At 72.5% G+C, this 19,527-nt stretch carries 19 protein-coding genes and 1 pseudogene; 3 read left to right on the forward strand and 17 right to left on the reverse strand.

What is annotated here, in order from left to right:
* Positions 1–1,310 (reverse strand): Pup--protein ligase (gene pafA / locus VEW93_12440; protein ID HYI62600.1); only part of this gene is annotated, 1,310 nt, incomplete at its 3' end.
* A 597-nt stretch (positions 1,311–1,907) separates the two neighbouring features.
* On the opposite strand from pafA, the gene VEW93_12445 reads away from it, so the two are divergent.
* Positions 1,908–4,436 carry an NACHT domain-containing protein gene (locus tag VEW93_12445; protein HYI62601.1) on the forward strand — a complete coding sequence of 843 codons (2,529 nt, stop codon included), beginning with the start codon at positions 1,908–1,910 and terminating at the stop codon, positions 4,434–4,436.
* A gap of 155 nt (positions 4,437–4,591) precedes the next feature.
* On the opposite strand, the pseudogene VEW93_12450 reads toward VEW93_12445, so the two are convergent.
* The 7 genes and pseudogenes from VEW93_12450 to arc all read right to left on the reverse strand — a co-directional run bounded on the left by VEW93_12450 (position 4,592) and on the right by arc (position 10,701).
* A pseudogene (locus VEW93_12450) lies at positions 4,592–4,792 on the reverse strand (AzlD domain-containing protein).
* 99 nt (positions 4,793–4,891) lie between these two features.
* Positions 4,892–5,371: an AzlC family ABC transporter permease gene (locus VEW93_12455; protein HYI62602.1), complete on the reverse strand. Its 480-nt coding sequence runs from the start codon at positions 5,369–5,371 to the stop codon at positions 4,892–4,894.
* Between the two features lie 76 nt (positions 5,372–5,447).
* Positions 5,448–6,299 (reverse strand): proteasome subunit alpha, encoded by an 852-nt coding sequence (gene prcA, locus VEW93_12460; GenBank protein HYI62603.1) that lies wholly within the window; start codon positions 6,297–6,299, stop codon positions 5,448–5,450.
* A 2-nt stretch (positions 6,300–6,301) separates the two neighbouring features.
* A complete protein-coding gene (gene prcB / locus VEW93_12465) occupies positions 6,302–7,141 on the reverse strand; it encodes a proteasome subunit beta (protein ID HYI62604.1) in 840 nt (279 codons plus the stop codon).
* 21 nt (positions 7,142–7,162) lie between these two features.
* Positions 7,163–7,357, reverse strand: a complete 195-nt coding sequence (locus VEW93_12470; protein ID HYI62605.1) for a ubiquitin-like protein Pup — start codon at positions 7,355–7,357, stop codon at positions 7,163–7,165.
* Between the two features lie 30 nt (positions 7,358–7,387).
* Positions 7,388–8,905 (reverse strand): depupylase/deamidase Dop, encoded by a 1,518-nt coding sequence (gene dop / locus VEW93_12475; GenBank protein ID HYI62606.1) that lies wholly within the window; start codon positions 8,903–8,905, stop codon positions 7,388–7,390.
* Between the two features lie 23 nt (positions 8,906–8,928).
* A complete protein-coding gene (arc, locus tag VEW93_12480) occupies positions 8,929–10,701 on the reverse strand; it encodes a proteasome ATPase (GenBank protein ID HYI62607.1) in 1,773 nt (590 codons plus the stop codon).
* Between the two features lie 266 nt (positions 10,702–10,967).
* On the opposite strand from arc, the gene VEW93_12485 reads away from it, so the two are divergent.
* Positions 10,968–11,207, forward strand: a complete 240-nt coding sequence (locus tag VEW93_12485; GenBank protein ID HYI62608.1) for a ferredoxin — start codon at positions 10,968–10,970, stop codon at positions 11,205–11,207.
* A gap of 1 nt (position 11,208) precedes the next feature.
* On the opposite strand, the gene VEW93_12490 is transcribed toward VEW93_12485, so the two are convergent.
* The 9 genes from VEW93_12490 to VEW93_12530 all read right to left on the reverse strand — a co-directional run bounded on the left by VEW93_12490 (position 11,209) and on the right by VEW93_12530 (position 18,308).
* On the reverse strand, positions 11,209–12,363 hold the full coding sequence (locus tag VEW93_12490) for a MarP family serine protease (GenBank protein ID HYI62609.1): 1,155 nt from the start codon (positions 12,361–12,363) through the stop codon (positions 11,209–11,211).
* A 14-nt stretch (positions 12,364–12,377) separates the two neighbouring features.
* The gene (locus VEW93_12495; protein ID HYI62610.1) at positions 12,378–13,148 is read right to left on the reverse strand and encodes a tRNA (adenine-N1)-methyltransferase; all 771 of its coding nucleotides are present in this window, start codon (positions 13,146–13,148) and stop codon (positions 12,378–12,380) included.
* Positions 13,145–14,101 (reverse strand): tRNA(Ile)-lysidine synthetase, encoded by a 957-nt coding sequence (locus VEW93_12500; GenBank protein ID HYI62611.1) that lies wholly within the window; start codon positions 14,099–14,101, stop codon positions 13,145–13,147. Before VEW93_12500 ends, VEW93_12495 begins: the two co-directional genes overlap by 4 nt.
* Positions 14,098–14,298, reverse strand: coding sequence for a MoaD/ThiS family protein (locus VEW93_12505; protein ID HYI62612.1), 201 nt, complete (start codon positions 14,296–14,298; stop codon positions 14,098–14,100). The genes VEW93_12500 and VEW93_12505 overlap by 4 nt, the downstream gene beginning before the upstream one ends.
* Before the next feature lie 47 nt (positions 14,299–14,345).
* Positions 14,346–14,657, reverse strand: coding sequence for a hypothetical protein (locus VEW93_12510; protein HYI62613.1), 312 nt, complete (start codon positions 14,655–14,657; stop codon positions 14,346–14,348).
* A 31-nt stretch (positions 14,658–14,688) separates the two neighbouring features.
* Complete coding sequence (locus VEW93_12515; GenBank protein ID HYI62614.1) at positions 14,689–14,907, reverse strand: hypothetical protein; 219 nt, start codon at positions 14,905–14,907, stop codon at positions 14,689–14,691.
* Positions 14,907–15,260: a hypothetical protein gene (locus tag VEW93_12520; protein HYI62615.1), complete on the reverse strand. Its 354-nt coding sequence runs from the start codon at positions 15,258–15,260 to the stop codon at positions 14,907–14,909. The genes VEW93_12515 and VEW93_12520 overlap by 1 nt, the downstream gene beginning before the upstream one ends.
* Before the next feature lie 141 nt (positions 15,261–15,401).
* Entirely contained in the window at positions 15,402–17,654 is a 2,253-nt protein-coding gene (locus VEW93_12525; protein HYI62616.1) for an acetate--CoA ligase family protein, read from the reverse strand.
* Positions 17,655–17,687: 33 nt separating this feature from the next.
* Positions 17,688–18,308: a TetR/AcrR family transcriptional regulator gene (locus VEW93_12530; protein ID HYI62617.1), complete on the reverse strand. Its 621-nt coding sequence runs from the start codon at positions 18,306–18,308 to the stop codon at positions 17,688–17,690.
* Between the two features lie 89 nt (positions 18,309–18,397).
* Here VEW93_12530 and VEW93_12535 point away from each other — a divergent pair, with 89 nt between their 5' ends.
* The gene (locus tag VEW93_12535; GenBank protein HYI62618.1) at positions 18,398–19,492 is read left to right on the forward strand and encodes an amidohydrolase family protein; all 1,095 of its coding nucleotides are present in this window, start codon (positions 18,398–18,400) and stop codon (positions 19,490–19,492) included.
* Positions 19,493–19,527: the final 35 nt, after the last annotated feature.

A 19,527-nucleotide genomic window follows, 5' to 3' on the forward strand; every position in this document is an offset into this window, starting at 1 on the left:
GGTCCTTGCACAGCACGGTGCGCTGCGCCTGGTCGTTGAGCTTGAGGTGCACAGTCGACGGTGAAGTCGCGCCGGCGCTCCTGCGCGCGCTTGATGAACTCGCCGCGCAGCCGGGCCCGGGTCGTCTGCGGCGGCACCGACTTGGCCCGGAAGACGGCCGGGTCGGTGGTCACCCGGCTCACCGCGTCGCGCCGCTGGAGCAGGTAGAACAGACCACGGCCGCGGTGGATGTCGTGGTAGGCGAGGTCGAGCTGGGCGATCCGCGGGTCGCCCCACGCCAGCCCGTGTCGCTCGCGGTACCGCTCGATCAGCGTGTACTTCATCACCCAGTCGAGCTCTCGCTCGACCAGCGAGAGGTCGCCGGACTCCACGGCCTTCAGCCCCCGCTCCCACAGGTCGAGGACCTGGGAGATCACCGGGGTGGCGAGACTCCGGCGGTCGACGAAGTCTCGCGCCCGGGTCAGGTACTCGGACTGGATCTCCAGGGCGCTCGCCTCGCGGCCGTTGACCAGCCGGACCCGGCGGCGCCCGGTCATGTCGTGGGAGATCTCGCGGATGGCGCGGATCGGGTTCTCGAGGGTGAGGTCGCGCATCACCACCCCCTCCTCGATCATCCGCAGCACCAGGTCGGTGGAGGCGACCTTGAGCAGGGTCGTGGTCTCGCTCATGTTCGAGTCGCCGACGATCACGTGCAGCCGCCGGTACCGCTCGGCGTCGGCGTGCGGCTCGTCGCGGGTGTTGATGATCGGCCGGGACCGCGTGGTGGCGCTGGAGACGCCCTCCCAGATGTGCTCGGCTCGCTGGCTGACCGCGAAGACCGTGCCGCGCGGCGTCTGCAGCACCTTGCCGGCGCCGCACACGATCTGCCGGCTGACGAGGAACGGGATCAGCACGTCGGCAAGCCGGCCGAACTCGCCCTGCCGCGTCACCAGGTAGTTCTCGTGGCAGCCGTAGGAGTTGCCGGCCGAGTCGGTGTTGTTCTTGAACAGGTAGATGTCGCCCCGGATGCCCTCGTCGCGGAGGCGGGCCTCGGCGCTGCCCAGGAGCTGCTCCAGGATGCGCTCCCCGGCCTTGTCGTGGACCACCACGTCGTGGACCGAGTCGCACTCCGGGGTGGCGTACTCGGGGTGGCTGCCCACATCGAGGTACAGGCGGGCCCCGTTGGCCAGGAACACGTTGGAGCTGCGGCCCCAGGAGACGACCCGCCGGAACAGGTAGCGGGCCACCTCGTCGGGGCTGAGCCGGCGCTGGCCCCGCGAGACGCAGGTGACGCCGTACTCGTTCTCCAACCCGTAGATCCGCTTGTCCACGCGCGCACCCTACCGGCGCCCCTCCCACCCCGGGCCGACCTCCTCATCGGCCGCAGCGGCCGCCCAATTCAACTTGTTCTGAGGTGTCACCGCTCCTGGTCATATGCGGTGGCGCCTCAGAAGCCCCCGTGTCAGGGAGCTGGCCTTTCCTGGGGCACCAAGGCGCTGATCTGTTCGCGGCGTTCAGAATCGGGTGACCGAGACATTGCTACGGCCGTCTGCCACCACTCTTCTCTAGCTGGAGGCAAGGGGTTCGGGCCCCGTCGGGGTGCCGGCTACGGAGCCCTGGCGCCCCTGTCCAGGGGATCCCGCCAGGTCACCGATGGCGGCCTGACCGGCTGGTTCGCGATCCCATTTGCTCGTGTCGTAGGCTGCCGCCAGCAGGAAACGGGGAGAGGCATGGGGGAGAGGTATGAGGGCAGACGCCAGTAGAAGGTGGTCCGCATGAGCGATCGGTTGCTAACCGTAGTCATCACGTTGGCGGTCGCGCCTGTGTGCTATCTCGTCGCCCGCCGCCTGGGAGCGTTTCTGCAGAGGCATGCGTTGTTCGCCTTCGATGCAGTCACGTGGGCCATCGGCCGCGTTTTGCGTCGGAGTATGTCCAGGCGGGCGAGCTTCCGCCGGTACTGCCGTGTGGTGCTCGCTCGCCCGCAGTCGCGATACTTGCACGTGCCGGGGCGAAACCAGATCTCCTTGGAGACCGATGACATCTTCGTACCCCTGACCGTTTCCTCGACTTCGACCTCGCAGCGAGATCACGTCGAGTACCTCTACTCGTTGCTCAACGAGCCCGACTCGGCGAGGTTCGTCCAAATCGTCGGAGACCCGGGATCGGGAAAGTCGTCATTGGTGAAGCACATCTTCAGGGCGGCGTGCTCGCAGTCGAAGGTCGGTTCGGGGCGATGGGCAAGGAGACACCCGCCGCTGCTGCCCATCGTGATCGAGCTGAAGAGTTTCGTGCCGCCGACGGACCTGGAGGACTCGGAGCTGGCTGATTGGGCCCTGTCTGAAGTGCGGCGCCAGGTGACCGATGTCCACGGCTTCGCCATGGGAACGCTCTTCGAAAGCAGCTCGACCGGAGACGGTCTCCTCGTCCTCTTGGATGGTCTGGACGAGGTGTCGTCCGACCGTTACCGACCCACCTCCCAGGCGATCCTCGGGCTGTGCCGCCTGCTCTCCAACCGATCACCCAGGAACAAGGTCGTGATGACGATGCGTAGCCAGTTCCACTCGCAGATTCGGGAGGACTTCGATCAGACCTTCGTCGTCACGTGGGAGATCCAACCGTTTAACCCCTCAGACATCATCCGATTCCTAAGAGCATGGCCATTCAAGAGCGATGCCTCGGGTCAGATTCTACGAATCTATGCCGAACTCACCGATCGCCCCACCTTGCGGGAGATGTGCAGTAACCCGTTGGTCCTGGCCATGTACGTCGCCAATGACCAGGCGACGGACAAGACGGCGTCGCCTGGCACCAGGACCGAGTTCTACGCCCAAGTGCTTGAGGAACTACTCGTGGCCAGACGGAGTCGGCAGGTCGGCCAGTCGGCCCGCCAGGCCCTACGGCTAAGACGGGAGGCGTTCCTGGGCCGGATCGCGAGGAACAACCTGGCGGACGAAGGGCAGCCCGCCAACGTCATCAGCTGGGCTGACGCCATTGAGACGATGGTGCAGATGGAGGGCTGCCTCGAGTCTGATGCCGAGAGGCGACTGCTGGAACTCTGCAAGGAGACGGGGGTGCTCGGTGTCGAGCGGCTCAACGAGTCACTACGGTTCATTCACCTGACCTTCTGCGAGTTTCTGGCCGCAAAGGAGTATGCGCTCGGGCGCGTCAATGGCTGGCCGGAACTCGTGGTATCGCACAATGACTTCGTCCGGTCCAAGTTCCCACAGGTCAGGAGCCGATTGGTCGAGGTCGTCCCCTTCGCCGTAGCGTTGCTGCCCCCGTCACAGCGCGATGTTGCCCTCGGAGAAGTCTGGGCGATCGGCCAGCAAGGGGTGATGGGCCGTTGCCTCCTCGAGACGCAGCTCTACTCCAACCCGCTGTGGATCGAGTACGTGGAGGCCGAGCTGCAGTTCCTCAGCCAGATGGACGAGGCCCCCGAGGTCCAGATCGAGTGGCTGCGTCGGCTTCACCTGCTGAACGTCACCCTCATCGACTACGCCGATTGGTGCGTCGTTGCCGAGCGTCGGCCGGAGATTGACGGGGAGGAAGTCTTGGCCCGACTCGTCACCCTTCGCGTCGATCAGTTCAACAAGGTGTTCGCGTCGTACGCCTCGACGGATGCGGCTGCTGCGTTTCGGCTCTCCGAACGTTTGGGGATCAACCTCGTGAAGGAGAGACCTGACATAGTTGTGGACCAGATGGCGGATGCCCTCTTCGTCCTGTTCTGTCGTCAGAAGGCGGCGGAAGTCGTCGGTGATGACCAGTTGCTGTGGACCTGGGTCTTTGCCGAGGCGACCGCTCGGGTGGGTGAGAGCCAGATTCTGATGATGGACGCCGACACCCCCGAGTGGATGCTGAGGCGCGCAAGGCGGGTGACGAGGTCTCGGCGTTGGTACCCGGTTCGTCCCTCGCTCCGGCGATTCGTTATGGCGACGGTGGCATTCTCGGTGCGCAATCGTCTGCAGCGCCTCGGGGTCATCGTTGACGCGTGGAAGCGACGCTATGGACGCCCGTCGCTTGCCGAGAGCGCCTTGACCGTCGCCCTGGATGAGGCGGAGCAGCCAAGATGGTTGCGCGACCTTTCCGCCTTCTACGACTTCCGCCCACCTGGTCGCCAGCGACTGCGGGAAGCGGTCATCGTGCTCCTTGCTGTGCTCGTCATCGTGGTCTATCTGGTATCGGAAACCTTCCTCTTTGTCGTGCCCTCGCCCCTCGCCATCTGGGTTGTGGCTTCCAGTGTCGTGATCCTGTTGACGTATCCAGGAGCCCGACGCGAGATCTACTTCGGGGTCGTGACCGGGATGTCCTTCAATCGGTACCGCACGCGACACGAGCGCTACGTGCCCGGCCGTCTCCTGATCCCGATCCTGGACCGCTCGGTCAACGAGCACATTAAACAGGCGCGGAGAGAGCGCGCCCATCGTTCGGTGGAGCCGTGGCGAAGCACTGGTGGGTGAACAAGCCGTCGTACGTCGGTTCACCGACGTTTGCAGGCCTCGAACGGGATAGTCCCCGATTGTGCCTGGGACGGTGGCGATGGGACCCATCGTCGAAACCGGTCTCCATTCTGAGGCCCTGGCCATAGGTGTGGGCCGTGGCGCCTCAGAATGGATCAGATGAGAGCGCGGACGAGGGCGGTGGTGGCACAGGTGGCGGTGACCACCACCAGGAAGGGGGCGCGGCGCCACTGGGCGAGGACGGCGACGGCCGGGCCGGGCAGGCGGGCGTCGAGCACGAGGCGCCGGCCGTCGGTGAGCACCTGGAGGGCAATGAGGGCAGCCAGCAGGGCCACCGGCAGCAGCCCGGCCACCCGTTGGACCCCGGGGGTCGGCCAGCACCCGTTCGGGGACCGACAGGCCGGCCACCTTGAGCAGGTAGCAGGCCGCCGAGCCGGCCAGCACCGCGGTCCACATCATCCCGCCCCCCGGCGGAGGTCGGCGGCCACCGCCACCGCGGCGGCCAGCAGGACGGGGACGCCGGCCTGGGCCACGGTCCACGGCTCCCGGCCCCGGAGGCGGGGGGCCAGCAGGGCCACGAAGGCGGCCGGCCCGGCCACGTCCAGGCCCAGGGCGCCGGGGTCGTCCTGGGCCGCCCCCATGGCCGCTCTCGTCGATGACCAGGTGGGCGGCGGCCAGCCGCCGGCGCCCCCCGGACCTGGAGCAGGGGCGAGAGCCGCAGCCCAGAAGGCGTTGCGCGCCCCCAGCAGGACGGTGGTGGCCGCCCCGGCCAGGGGGTGGCCCCCGCCGGCCACCGTGCCCACCATGGCGAACTGCGACCCGCCGGTGAACATGAGCACGCTCAGGGCGCAGGCCTGGGCGGGCGACAGCCCGGCGGCCACCGCCACCGCACCGAACGAGGTGCCGTAGGCCCCGGTCACCGCCCCGATGGCCACCGCGTCGCGGAGGACGGTCCGCCGCTCCCCTGCCGGGACGGCGCTGGGCGGCCGGCCTCCCCGCCGGCCGGGTGGCTCAGGCGTCGGGTTCGTCACCCTCGAGGGGCTCGTCGCCGTCGGGCTCGGAGGCCGGCGCACCGGCGGCGTCGGGTCCGGGGGCTCCGGCCGACCCTTCGGCCCGGCCCTGGCCCGAGGTCTCGTCGTCGGCCCCGGCGCCGCCGCCGGTGTCGTCGGCCTCGGCCGGCGCGGCGGGGGTGCTGGCCAGGGCGGCGGTGATCTCGTCGTCGGTGAGGCGGCGGAAGGCCCGGCGGGTGCCGTTGCGGTCCAGCACCGCGGCCTCCACCTCGCCGGCCGACAGGGTGCGGTCCGGGCCGGCCAGGGCGCCCATCGCGGCGGCCAGCACTTCGACGGTGGTGGCGCCGGTGTCGTGGGCGGCCTCGAAGCGGCCGGCGATGGCCTCGGCGTCGCCGCCCAGCACGGCCCGGGACGGCTCGTCGATGACGGTGCCGTCGTAGAGGATGTGGAAGATCTGGTCGCCGGCGGCCTCGTGGCCCACCTCGGCCACCAGGATCTCGACCTCCAGCGGCTTCATCTCGTGGGTGAAGACCTGGCCCAGGGCCTGGGCGTAGGCGTTGGCCAGGCTGCGGGCATCGACGTCCTCGCGGCTGTAGGAGTAGCCCTTGAGGTCGGCGTGGCGCACCCCGGCCACCCGGAGCTGGTCGAACTCGTTGTAGCGCCCCACCCCGGCGAAGGCGATGCGGTCGTAGATCTCGCTGATCTTGCGCAGGGTGGCCGACGGGTTCTCGGCGCACAGCAGGATGCCGTCGGAGCAGATGGCGGCGATGAGGCTGCGTCCCCGGGCGATGCCCTTGCGGGCGTAGTCGGCCCGGTCCTTCATCACCTGTTCCGGTGCGACGTAGAAGGGCATGCTCATCGTGCGTCACCACCCGAGATCTGGCCGCCGGCGGGGGCGGTGGTGCCCCGGCTGACCCGCTCGGCCTCCAGCAGGGTGGCGAAGCGCTCGGACAGCTCGACGTCGGGCACCCGCTGGTAGCCCTGGTCGCTGATGGTGGCCACCACCGGCCAGATGCCCCGCAGGGCATCGGGTCCGCCGGTGGCCGAGTCCTCGTCCGCCGCCGTCCACAGGGCCCGCAGGGCCAGGTCGACCACCGCGGCCCGGTCCAGCCCGGGCCGGAAGCCCAGCTTCACCACGGTGCCGGCGTGGAGCATGCCGGAGCCCGAGGCCGCGTAGTCCTGCTCCTCGTAGCGGCCGCCGGTGACGTCGTACTGGAACAGCCGCCCCGAGCCCCGAGCCAGGTCGTAGCCGGCGAAGAGGGGCACGACGGCCAGGCCCTGCATGGCCGCCGGCAGGTGGTTGCGCACCATCTGGCTGAGCTGGTTGGCCTTGCCCTCCAGCGACAGGTGCGAGCCCTCGACCTTCTCGTAGTGCTCGAGCTGGAGCTGGAACAGCGTGACCATCTCGATGGCCGGCCCGGCGGCGCCGGCGATGGCCACCCCGGAGAACCGGTCGGCCGGGAACACCTTCTCGATGGTGCGGTGGCTGATGAGGTGGCCGGAGGTGGCCCGCCGGTCGCCGGCCATGACCACGCCCTCGGCGTAGCGGACGGCGACCACGGTGGTGCCGTGCGGGATGCGCAGGGCATCGGCCAACGGGGTGAGCGGGGGTTCCGAGGCCCGGCCGGCGCGGCGCACCAGGCCGGCGAAGTCGGGGCCCGGGTCGTCGTGGGGACCGAAGAGGGGCAGGGTCACGGCGTGGACCCTAGCGGCCGTCTACTGCCCGCCCTTCTGGACGTAGGAGCGGACGAAGTCCTCGGCGTTGGTCTCCAGCACGTCATCGATCTCGTCGAGGATGTCGTCGATGTCGGCCTTGATCTCCTCGCCCCGCTCGCTGGGCTGCGGCGCGTCGGCGACCTCCTCGGCCTCCCGCTGGGGGGCGCTGCGCTTCTTCTGCTCCCGTTCAGCCATGTCGCTCTCCGTTGTCTCGACGCCCCCCGGTCACGACGACAGTCGGGCGACCAGCTCGGCCGGGGTTGCGCACTCGTCCAACAACCTACCGACGTGAGCCTCGGTCCCGCGCGACGGTTCCATCATGGGCACCCGGCGCAGCGGCTCGGCCCCCACGTCGAAGACCAGGGAGTCCCAGTTGGCGGCCACGATGCTGGAGGCGAACTTGGCCAGGCAACGGCCCCGGAAGTAGGCCCGGGTGTCGGTGGGGGGCTCGGTCACGGCCCGGGCCACCTCGTCGTCACCGGTGATGCGCTCCAGGCCCAGGCGGCGGGCCAGGCTCCGCTCGGGCCGGAGGTCGTGGTACTGGAGGGCCAGGGCCGCCACCCGGGGGTCGGCCCAGGTGGCGTCGTGGCGATCGACCCAGCCCTGGATGAGGCGGCGCTTGGCCACCCAGTCGACCTGGCCGGCCACCGAGTCGGGGTCGGCCTCCAGGCCGGTCAGCACCTGCTCCCAGCGGCGCAGCACCTCGCCACCCACCGCGTCGCCGCCCACCGCGTCCAGGCCGTGCTCCTCGGCCCACTTCTGGGCCCGGGCCAGCAGCTCGAACTGGACCTCCAGGGCGGTCATGGACGGCCCGTCGGCCAGCTCCACCACCGTGGCCAGCGTGGGATCGTGGGACACGGCCCGCACCGCGGCCACCGGGTTGCGCAGGGCCAGGCTGCGGTCCAGGGCCTCGTCCTCGACCATGGCCAGCACGATGGCGGTGGAGCCCACCTTCAGGAAGGTGGCCACCTCGGCCAGGTTGGCGTCGCCGGCGATGACGTGCAGGCGCCGGTAGCGCTGGGCATCGGCGTGGGGCTCGTCCCGGGTGTTGACGATGGGTCGCTTGAGCGTGGTCTCCAGGCCCACCTCGGCCTCGAAGAAGTCGGCCCGCTGGCTGAGCTGGTACGGCACCTCGGGGGCCCCGGGCCCGGCCCCGCTGGCCTCGGCCCCGACCTTGCCCGACCCGGTGAACACCTGGCGGGTGACGAAGTGGGTGGTGGCCGCGGTGACGATGCGCCCGAAGGGCACGGCCCGGTCCATCAGGTAGTTCTCGTGGCAGCCGTAGGAGTTGCCCTTGCCGTCCGAGTTGTTCTTGTGGACCACGATGTCCTGGCCCGGGGGCAGCATGCGCCCGGCCGCGGCCATGGCCCGGGCCACGATGACCTCGGCGGCCCGGTCGAAGACCACCACGGCCCGGGCATCGGCGCACTCCGGGGTGGAGACCTCCGGGTGGGCGTGGTCGACGTAGAAGCGGGCCCCGTTGGTGAGCACGGCGTTGACCAGGTGGGTCTCCACCTCGGGGGGGGCGGCGTCGGCCGGGGCCCGGCCCCGGGCGTCGCGCCCCGGTGACTCGTCCTCGAAGTCCCAGCCCACGGGGGGGCTGCCGGCCGCCGCGGTGACGGCCAGCTCCGAGACGTAGGCGTTGATGAGCAAGCTGGACGCGGTGACCGGGTTGGACTCGGCCAGGCCCCGGTGGACGATGCCGTACTCGGTCTCGATGCCGCAGATCTTGCCGATGGCCATGGACGTCCCCCGGAGCCGGCGGGCTACAGGTACTGCCCGGTGGCGACCCGCTCGATGGAGCGACCCCCGGCCACCTCGCCGTCGGTGTCGTCGTGGGTGACGATGGTGCGCACGTAGACGATGCGCTCGCCCTTCTTGCCCGAGATCTTGGCCCAGTCGTCGGGGTTGGTGGTGTTGGGCAGGTCCTCGTGCTCCTTGTACTCCTGGTGGATGGAGGCCAGGAGGTCGTCGGTGCGGATGCCCTTGGGGGCGCCGGCCAGGTGGCGCTTGATGGCCAGCTTCTTGGCCCGGCGGACGATGTTCTCGATCATGGCCCCGGACGAGAAGTCCTTGAAGTACATGACCTCCTTGTCCCCGTTCTGGTAGGTGATCTCCAGGAACTGGTTGGCCTCGTCCACCCGGTACATCTCGGCCACCGTGACCTCGATCATCCCCTGCACGCACTTGTGGCGGTCGCCCCCGCCCAGGCTGGCCACCTCCTCGGCGTCCAGGGGCAGGTCGGTGGTCAGGTACTGGCCGAAGATCTGGGTGGCGGCCTCCTCGTCGGGGCGCTCGATCTTGATCTTCACGTCCAGGCGGCCGGGCCGCAGGATGGCCGGATCGATCAGGTCCTCACGGTTGGAGGCGCCGATCACGATGACGTTGCGCAGGGCCTCGACCCCGTCGATCTCGGCCAGCAGCTGGGGCACGATGGTCGACTCCATGTCCGAGCTGATGCCGGTGCCGCGGGTGCGGAACATGGAGTCCATCTCGTCGAAGAAGACGATGACGGGCCAGCCCTCCTCGCTCTTCTCCCGAGCCCGCTGGAACACCAGGCGGATCTGGCGTTCGGTCTCGCCCACGTACTTGTTGAGCAGCTCGGGGCCCTTGATGTTGAGGAAGTAGCTGCGGGCCTCGCTGTCCCCGGCCGAGTCGGCCACCTTCTTGGCCAGCGAGTTGGCCACCGCCTTGGCGATCAGGGTCTTGCCGCAGCCGGGGGGGCCGTAGAGCAGGATGCCCTTGGGGGCGGGCAGGCGGTGCTCGGCGAACAGGTCGGCGTGCAGGAACGGCAGCTCGACGGCGTCGGCGATCTGCTCGATCTGGCTGTCCAGGCCGCCCACGTCCTCGTAGGAGATGTCGGGCACCTCCTCCAGCACCAGCTCCTCCACCTCGGGCCGGGCCAGGCGCTCCAGCAGCAGGCCGGAGCGGGGGTCCATGCGCAGGGCGTCGCCCGAGCGGAGGGGCACGCCCTTGAGCGAGGCCGCGATCTCGCACACCCGCTCGTCGTCGGCCCGCCCCACCACGATGGCCCGGGAGCCGTGGTCGATGACCTCCTTGAGGGTGACCAGCTCACCGGTGCCGTCGGCGGTCCGGGCCAGCACGATGGTGAAGGACTCGTTGAGGACGACCTCGCTGCCCCGCTCCAGCTCCTCGGCCGCCTCGGGCAGCACCGCCACCCGCATCTTGCGGCCGCCGGACATGACGTCCACCGTGCCGTCGTCGTTGAGGCCCAGCACCGACCCGTAGGCGGCCGGGGGCTGGGTCAGCTTGTCGACCTCCTCGCGCAGGGCGGCGATCTGGTCGCGGGCCTCGCGCAGGGTGTAGGCCAGCTTCTCGTTCTGGCTGACGGCGTGGGCCAGCTGGCCCTTGGTCTCCAGCAGCCGCTCCTCCAGGGTGCGGACCCGCTTGGGCGCGTCCTGGAGGCGGCGGCGGAGGACGACGACCTCCTCCTCCAAGGCAGTGGCCTGCTCGCGCAGGTCCTCGATGCCCTCGGCGCTGTCGGGGTGAGGGTCTCGGTGCTCCTCGACGGTGACCACCTCCCGGGCGGTGTCGCCCCCCGAGCGGGCCGGGAAGCCTCCCTCGGCACCCTAACCGGGTGCCGTCCCCGTTCGGCGCGACGCCGGGAGCGGGCGGGACGGCCGGGTTTCTCCGAGGCGCCAGCCTCGGTCTCGGGCACGTGACGGGTGACCTTTCCCTGGATGTTGCCGTGTTTATCGGGTCGGGGACTACCCTGGACCCCGCAGCGCCGGGACCAGCCCGGCCGAGGTTCCACGAGCGCCCGCTCAGGGAGGCGTAGACGACGATGAAGGTCTGGATCGACCAGGATCTCTGCACCGGGGACGGCCTCTGCGAGGAGATCGCGCCCGACGTCTTCACGCTCCTCGACGACGGCCTGGCCTACGTCAAGGAGGGCGACAAGGTTTACGCCGACCCGGGCGGGGCCGAGGGCTTGGCCGTCATCCCCGACGGGCAGCTGGAGGCCACCATCGAGTCGGCCGAGGAGTGCCCGGGCGAGTGCATCTTCATCGAGCCGCCCGAGTGACTCAGGCCGCGCAGGGGCCGGCGGCGACGGGCCCCGCGGCCCGGGCCACGATGGCGGTGACCTCGGCGGTCGAGACGGCGTAGGCCACGCCCGGGCGGTCGGGAGCGATGGCGAAGGCCACGCCCACCACCCGGCCCTCGCCGTCGACCAGCGGCGAGCCCGAGTCGCCGGGGGCCAGCTCGGAGGCCAGGATCAGGACCTCGCGGTCCACGCCGGGCCGCCCGTAGATGTCGGAGCCCACGGCGTCGACCCGCTGGCGGACCTCGAACGGCGACAGCTCCAGGGGGCCGCCCCCGGGGTGGCCGAACACGGCGCCGCGCTGGCCGACCTCGGACGGCACGACAGCCAGCGGCTCGGCGTCGAGGCCCGGGGCCCGCAGGACGGCCAGGTCCACCTCGGGGTCGAAGGCCACCAGGGTGGCGGGCACCCGCTCCCCGTCCTGGGCCTCCAGCTCGGTGGCCGGCTCGCCCGCCACCACGTGGGCGTTGGTGACCACCACGCCGGGCTGCACCACCCATCCGGTGCCCTCCTGGATGCGGTCGCAGGCCTCGCCCACCACCTTGACCACCGAGCCGGCCACCGCCTGGGCCTGGGCCCGGTCGATGCCGGTGCCCTCGGGCACGGGGCCCACGTCCGGGCTGCGGTTCAGGCCGTCGAAGACCTGGGGGTAGCCGTCGCCCAGCAGGCGACGCAGGGTCCGGGTGGCGTCGGGGGCGGCGGGCAGGCCCTCGGCCAGGGCCTCGACGACGCGGGAGCGCCGCACCTCGCGAGCCGGCCAGCCCGACACATCGGCCACCGCCGGGACCAGCAGCCACACCAGGGCCAGGAGCCCGACCACCCCGGCCGCGGCCCCGCCCAGGGCGTCGACCCGCTTTCCCCTCGTGCTGGTGATGCCCACCTGGGCCCGGGTGCCGACCAGGACCCCGAGGGCCTGGCCCACGGCGGCGCCACCGACCAGCAGCCCGGCCGCCACCAGGAGCAGCTCGCCCCGGTCGGCCCGCTCCCCCAGGGACTCGATGACCCGGGGCATGAGCCGGGCGGCCAGCACCACCCCGATGACCATGCCGGCCCACGACGCGGCCCGGGCCACGAAGCCCAGCCGGTAGCCGCCCACCGCCGCCCCGATCAGCAGGGCGACGATGAGCAGGTCGAGCACGGACGCGATCCGCCTCAGCGCGCCAGCAGCCGGGCGTGGGTGAGGAACCCGGTGTGGGCCACCATGCGGTGGTCGGGTCGCACCGCCTCGCCCTCGATGTACCAGCCCCGTTGGAGCACCTCGACGGTCTCGGCCATGGCGAAGGGGCTGCGCTCCAGCTCCTGGCGGAGGCGGCTGGCCTGGGTGATCTGCGGCGTGTAGGCCACCAGCAGCCCCCCGGGTTGGAGGGCGGCGGCCGCCGGGGCCACCACCCGCCACGGCTCGGGCAGGTCGAGCACCACCCGGTCGACGTCGCTCTCGTCGATGCCCTCGTAGCAGTCCCGCAACTGGACCCGGTAGCGCTCGCTCACCTCCGGACCCAGGAAGTCCCGCACGTTGCGCTGGGCCCGGGTGGCGAAGTCGTCCCGCAGCTCGTAGCCCACCACCTCGGCCCCGGCCCGGAGCAGCCCCATGGACAGGGCGCCGGAGCCCACGCCGGACTCCAGCACCCGGACCCCGGGCCCGATGTCGGCGATCATCAGGATCGGCCCGATGTCCTTGGGGTAGATGACCTGGGCCCCCCGCGGCATCTTCAGCACGTAGTCGCTGAGGGTGGGGCGCAGCACCGTGTAGCGGGAGTGGCGGCTGGAGCGCACCTCGCGCCCCGGTCCCTGCCCGATGAGGGCGTCGTGGGCCACGATCCCGGCGTGGGAGTGGAACTCCCCGCCCTCCTCCAGGGTGACGAGGTAGCGCCGCTTCTTGGCGTCGACCAGCAGGACCAGGTCGCCGGCGGCCAGCGCGGTCATCGGCGGCGCCCCTTGCGGGCCGGCCCCAGGGCCACGGGCTCGGCCTGCCGGGCCTTGGCCGCCAGGCGGCAGAAGGCGCACACCTCGCCGGAGGCGGGGGCGCCGCACTCGGCGCAGCGGGCCAGGGGCCCCTGGGCCTCGTCGCCGGGCCGGCCGTCGTCGGCGAAGCGGTCGACGGCGCGCTCCAGGAAGCCGAAGTACAGGTCGTGCTTGGCGTTGGGCGTCCGGCGCTCCAGGTCGTTGAGCGTCTCCTTGTAGCCCAGGTGCTTGTTGCCGGCGGCCATGGGGCACTCCTCGACCTGGTAGTCGATGCCCCGCAGGATGCAGTAGGCGGCCGTCTCCCGCTCGGTCAGGCGGACCAGGGGCTTGACCTTGCGGGGGAAGCCGTCCCGGGCCGCCAGCACGGGGCGCTGGCGGCCCAGGTACTCGGCCTGCCACTTGAGCAGGTTGCCGAACAGCACCGCGGCCTCGTCGTCCAGGTTGTGGCCGGTGGCCACCGCGTCGTAGCCGCCCTCCCGGGCGGCCCGGTCGAAGATGTGGCGCTTGGACAGGCCGCAGGCCGAGCACGGCACCCGGCGGGTGGCGGCCGCCGCGGTGGGCACGTCGAAGCCCTCGTCGGCCCGCAGGTCCACCTCGACCAGGTGGAGGCCCCGGGCCTCGGCGAAGCGGTGGACGTAGCCCCCGGAGACGTCGCTGTAGCCGTCGATGCCCAGGCCCAGGTACAGGCCGTCGGCCAGGTAGCCCAGCTCGCCCAGGATGTCCCACAGGGCCAGGCTGTCCTTGCCGCCCGAGACCGCCACCAGCACCCGCTCGCCGGGGGCCAGCATGGCGAAGCGGTCGATGGCCTTGGCCACCTGGTCGCGGCACAGGCGCAGGAAGTGCTCGGGGCAGAAGTTGGCGTTGTGGCGACGGACGTCGATGACCGCCGGCTCCCGGCACACCCGGCACTTCACGACGCGCCCCCGGAGATGACGGGCCGGATCTCCACCTCGGCCTCGGCCGGCAGCACGCTGTCGCCGGGCACCAGGGTGCCGTCGCGGATGACCAGCACCGACTCCCGGTTCAGGCCCAGGCGGTCGACCAGGACCGAGACCATGACCGGGCCGTCGACCTCGATGGTGCGGCTGGGGTTGCGGAGGCGGACCTGCACGGCGCCCATGGTGGCAGAGCCGACCACCGGCTCCCCACCCGGTGGGTTCAGCTCCGGCGGGAGGCCCGGGCCGCGGCCTTGGCCGCCTTGCCGGCCCGGCGGCGGCCCTCGTCCTCGGCGGCCCGGGTGATCGTCTCGTTGGTGATGACGATGCGCTCGCCGGGGGCCAGGGGCTCCTTGATGAGGATCTCGGCGTCCTTGACGCTCATGGCCCGGAGCCGTTGCAGGCCCCAGGCGCCCACGCCGAGGGCCAGCCAGTGGCCGCCCTTGCCCCGCAGGCCCTGGGCGAAGCCGAAGCGCTGGACCCGGACCACCAGCTTCCACAGGCCGCGGGGGCCGGGGGTCACCTTCCGGGGCACGAGCCCTCCCGGGCCGACGGGGTGGCGGCCATCAGAACCGCCGCACCTCGACGATGGTGGTCTTGCGCCGGCCGCGCTTCTGGCCCAGCAGGAACACCACGACCACCGCGGCCACGGCCACCGCGGCCCCGACGGCCAGGGCCACGCCCTTGGCCGACTCGGCCGTCTCGTCGACCTCGCCCTGCAGCTCGCGGAACTTGGACTCGATGTCGGCCCGGCTGATCCTGGTGTCGGTGGCGGTGGGGGGCATCAACGGGTTCCCTTCGGGGCGGCGGGGTCCTGGCGCGACGTCATGGCCCGCCGGGTGAGCAGCAGGACCACGCCGGCCACCACCAGGGTCACCAGGTAGGGCACGGGGCTGACCCGGCCGTCGACGGCGTCGCCCCCCTCGGCCTGCACGGCCCGCAGGACGGCCACGGTGAGCTCGATGACGCCGATGCCGACCAGGACCGAGCCGATCAGGCCCCACTTGGCGAAGGCCAGCAGGCCCTTCAGGGGGTCGAGGGTCTCCTGCTTGGCGTAGTCGCGGACGAGGGCCCAGATCTCGGTGGCGCTCTCCTTGGGGCTGCGATCGCCGCCCTGGGCCTTGTCGGACGTGGCCACTGCGTCTCCGTGGGGGTCGTGCCGCGGGGGCGGCGACGGGCCCGGGGGGCCCCTGGGGTCGGACCTTCCTACCCGTCGCACCGGGTCGACGCAAGGACGCCGCGCCTGGTCGGGGGCCGGTGCCCGGGCCCGCGGCCCCGCTCAGGCCCGATCCAGGTGGCGGCGGCGGAGCCACAGGTGCTCCAGGGCCCGCACCGCCCGGTCGGCGGAGGAGTAGCACAGCCGGCCGGTGGCCCGGACGGTGGCCGGGCCCGGGTTCTCGGGGTCGGCCACGGCCAGCTCGGTGGCGCACAGGATGGGCTTGCCGACCGCGGCGCTGATGTCGGCCGCGGCCTGGGCGAAGCGGGCGTCCTGGCGCTCGTGGTACTCGACGATGCGGCCCAGCCCGTGGTCCGGGAAGTAGGGCCCGTGGCGCATGAGCCGGCCCTGGTTGGCCTGGATGCCGAGGCCCAGGTAGATCACGGCGTCGACCTCGGGGTGGGCGGCGATCAGCTCCAGCACCTCGGGGATGGTGTCGCGGGTCTCGCCGCCGGCCAGGTCGACGGGGTTGCTCCCGCTCCACCGGGGGGGCAGCTTCTCGTCGATGGCGGCCCGGAGGTCGTCGGGCAGGACGGCCAGCTCCAGGGCCGAGCGCGTGATGGCATCGGCGCACACCACCCCCCAGCCCCCGGCCGTGGTCATCACCACGATGCGGGGGCCGGACGGCAGCGGCTGGGTGGCGAAGGTGGCGGCGGCCTCGAAGGCGTCCTCCACCGAGGAGGCCCGGGTCACGCCGGCCTGGCGGCAGGCCCCGTCGAAGACCCGGTCGTCGGTGGCCAGCGACCCGGTGTGGCTGGCCGCGGCCTTCTGGCCCCCGGCGGTGGCGCCCCCCTTGAGCAGGACCAGGGGCTGGCGGGCGGCCACCCCCCGGAGACGGTCGAAGAAGGCCCGGCCGTCGGCCACGCCCTCCACGTAGGCCAGGCCCACGGTGGTGGCCGCGTCGTCGGCGTAGTGCTCCAGGTAGTCGGCCACGGTGACGGCAGCGGCGTTGCCGGCGCTGACCGCCCGGCTGATGCCGATGCCGGTGGCCACGGCCAGGTTCTCGAAGCTGGACACGAAGTTGCCGGACTGGCTGGCCACCCCGATGCTCCCGGCCGGGGGGTAGGGGGCCACGATCTGGGCGCACAGCGACACGGGGGTCGACACCACGCCCTGCCCGTTGGGCCCGGCCAGCAGGACGCCCAGCTCGGCGCACAGGTCCACCAGCTCGTCCTGGGCCACCTGGCCCTCGGGGCCGGCCTCGCCGTAGCCGGCCGAGGTCACGAAGGCGGCCCGCACCCCCTTGGCCGCCGCCGCCCGCAGCAGCTCGGGGTTGGCCGCCGCCGGGGTGCACAGGAAGATCAGGTCGGCGTAGCCGTCGGGAACCTGGGCCACGTCGTCCACGGTCTGGACGCCCAGCACCTCGGCCCGGTCCCGGTTGGTGCCGAACACCCGGCCCTCGTAGCCGGCGGCCAGGATGTTGTGGAGGGTGACGAAGCCGAACTTGCCGGGGTGGCTGGAAGCCCCGGCCACGATCACCCCCCGGGGTTCGAACAGGGCCCGGAACTGCTCGGCCGTCGGTCGGTTCTGAGGCGCCTCCGCACGTGATGGCGAACCGTGGCGCCTCGGAACCCCGTCGCCGTCGCCAGCCGACGGTTCTGAGGCGGCTCCGCTCGTGGGAGCGTGCGCTGGCGCCTCAGAACCGGACAGCTCGACCAGGGCATCGACGGCCACCGGGCGGCCGTCCACCACGATCAGGGGGTTGAGGTCGATGGCCCGGATGGTGGGGTCGGCCTCCACCGCGGCGGACAGGCCCAGCAGGACGGCGCACAGGGCGTCGCGGTCGACGGCCGGCTCGCCCCGGAACGGGCCCAGCAGGGCCTGGGTGGCCAGGCCGTCGATCATGTCCTCGGCGTCGGCCCGCCGCAGCGGGGCCAGGCGCACCACGGCGTCGCCCACCGCCTCGGCCAGGATGCCGCCCACGCCCAGCAGGACGGTGGGGCCGAACTGCTCGTCCACCGCCACCCCGGCGATCAGCTCCCGGTTGCCCCGCACCATGGGGGCCACCAGCAGCGACACGCCCCCGTCGGCCGGCGTGGCCGCGCCCAGCAGGTCGGTGGCCGCGGCCCGCACCGCCTCGTCGTCGGCCAGGCCCAGGCGGACAAGGCCCCGCTCGGTCTTGTGGGCGATGGCGTCCCCGCACAGCTTCACCACCACCGGCAGGCCCAGCTCGGCCGCGGCGGCCACCGCCTCCTCGGCCGTGGCCGCCTCCCGCTCGTCGAGCAGGGGCACGCCGTGGCCGGCCAGGAGGCGCTTGGAGGCCGCCTCCGACAGGGTGCGGGAGGCGGGCGGGGCGGGTGAGGTGGGGACGGGCACGGCGCCCGACACTAGGGGGCGGCCCCCCGGGCCTCAGGCCTCGGCGCCGGGCAGCAGGGCGGTGCGGAACAGGGCCCGGACGTGGTCGAGCCGGCCCTCCAGCACCTCGGCGCTGAAGGGGTCCCGGCCCAGCAGGCCCTGGAGGAACGGGCCGTCGCTGAAGTACGAGAGCAGGGCGCCGTAGCCGGAGAGGATGAGCTGCTCGGGGTCGTGCTGGCGGAACCGGCCGGCGTCCATCTCCCGCTGGAAGTAGCCCACGGCCCGGAGGAAGTGGGGCCGCAGCACCTTGCCCAGGTCGATGGGCAGGTGCTGGCCGCCCTCCAGGGCCTCCCGGCGGGCCATGCGCACGAAGTCGGGGTTCTCCTGGAAGAACCGGAAGCCGGCCGTGATGACCTGGTCGACCTTGTTCCACCCCTCGGCCGAGGGCTCCTCCACGGCCTGCTCGACGCGGGCCGACCACTCGGCCATGACCCCGAGGAACACCTCGGCGTAGATGGCGTCCTTGGACGGGAAGTGGTGGAGGATGCTGGGCCGGCGGATGCCCACCCCGGCGGCGATGTCGTTCAGGGACGTCCCGTCGAAGCCGTTCTCGGCGAAGCAGCGCCGGGCCTCGACCAGGATCGCCTCCCGCGTCGAGAGCGTCGCCTTGGCCACGGCCGGCAGGGTACCGCCCGGGTACGACGCCCTCCGACCCCACCCGCCACCCTGAGCGTGTCGGCTGCGCCGACCCGTACTGTTGCTGCGTGACGGTGCTGGCCGGGTCCCGGGTGGTGACGCCGACGGGCGTCCTGGCCCCCGGCCTGGTGGAGGTCGACGGCGGCCGCATCGTCTCGGTGGCGCCCACCACCGGCCCCGTGCCCGACCGGGTGCTGGCCCCGGGCTTCGTCGACCTCCAGGTCAACGGCATCGACGACGTGGACGTGGCCGGGGCCGACCCCGCGGGCTGGGAGCGCCTCGACCGCCTGCTGGCCGCCCAGGGCACCACCACCTGGTGCCCCACCCTGGTCACCGCTCCCCTCGACGCCTACCCCGGCCGCCTGGCGGCCATCGCCGCCGCCGCCGAGCGGCCCGGGCCCCGGCCCCAGGTGGCCGGCGCCCACCTGGAGGGCCCGTTCCTGGGCGACCGGCCCGGCGCCCACCCCCCGGACCTGGTCCGCCCCCCGGACCCGGAGTGGATCGCCACCCTCCCGCCCATCGTGCGGGTGGTGACCCTGGGGGCCGAGCCCCCCGGGGCCCTGGACGCCGTCCGGGCCGTGGCCGCCCGGCGGGGCCTGGCCGCCATCGGCCACTCAGCGGCCACCCTGGCCCAGGCCGGGGCGGCCGTCGACGCCGGGGCCCGGCTGGTCACCCACGGCTACAACGCCATGTCGCCCCTCCACCACCGGGAGCCGGGCCTGGTGGGCGCGTTCCTGACCGACGACCGGGTGGCCGTGTCGCTGGTGGCCGACGGGGCCCACGTGCACCCGGCGGCCCTGGAGGTGGCCTTCCGGTGCAAGCCCGACGGCCGGATCGTGCTGGTCACCGACTCGGTGGCCTGGCGGGCCGGCCGGGTCGGGGAGATCGGCCTGGCCCACGACGGCACCGTCCCCCGCCTGGCCGACGGCACCATGGCCGGCTCCAGCCTGGCCATGGACCAGGCCGTGGCGTACGTCGTCCAGGTGGTCGGGGTGCCGTTGGAGCGGGCGGTGCGGGCCGCCTCGACCACGCCCGCCTCCCTCCTGGGCCTGGCCGACCGCGGCGCCCTGGCTCCCGGCCGCCGGGCCGACGTCGTGGCCCTGGACCCCGCCTCCCTGCGCTGCACCGCCACCTGGATCGCCGCCACCCAGGTCCACGGCTGACCGTCGGGGACCGAGGGGGCCAGGGCCTACGGTGG

The sequence above is a fragment of the Acidimicrobiales bacterium genome, assembly GCA_035630295.1.
In the GTDB taxonomy this organism is placed as follows: domain Bacteria; phylum Actinomycetota; class Acidimicrobiia; order Acidimicrobiales; family Iamiaceae; genus Iamia.

What these genes read in the sequence shown, in the direction of transcription:
- VEW93_12445 (HYI62601.1), top strand. Translation starts at nt 1,908, where the DNA reads ATGTCCAGGCGGGCGAGCTTCCGCCGGTACTGCCGTGTGGTGCTCGCT.
- prcA (HYI62603.1), bottom strand. Translation starts at nt 6,299, where the DNA reads ATGCCCTTCTACGTCGCACCGGAACAGGTGATGAAGGACCGGGCCGAC.
- VEW93_12470 (HYI62605.1), bottom strand. Translation starts at nt 7,357, where the DNA reads ATGGCTGAACGGGAGCAGAAGAAGCGCAGCGCCCCCCAGCGGGAGGCC.
- dop (HYI62606.1), bottom strand. Translation starts at nt 8,905, where the DNA reads ATGGCCATCGGCAAGATCTGCGGCATCGAGACCGAGTACGGCATCGTC.
- VEW93_12485 (HYI62608.1), top strand. Translation starts at nt 10,968, where the DNA reads ATGAAGGTCTGGATCGACCAGGATCTCTGCACCGGGGACGGCCTCTGC.
- VEW93_12495 (HYI62610.1), bottom strand. Translation starts at nt 13,148, where the DNA reads ATGACCGCGCTGGCCGCCGGCGACCTGGTCCTGCTGGTCGACGCCAAG.
- VEW93_12515 (HYI62614.1), bottom strand. Translation starts at nt 14,907, where the DNA reads ATGCCCCCCACCGCCACCGACACCAGGATCAGCCGGGCCGACATCGAG.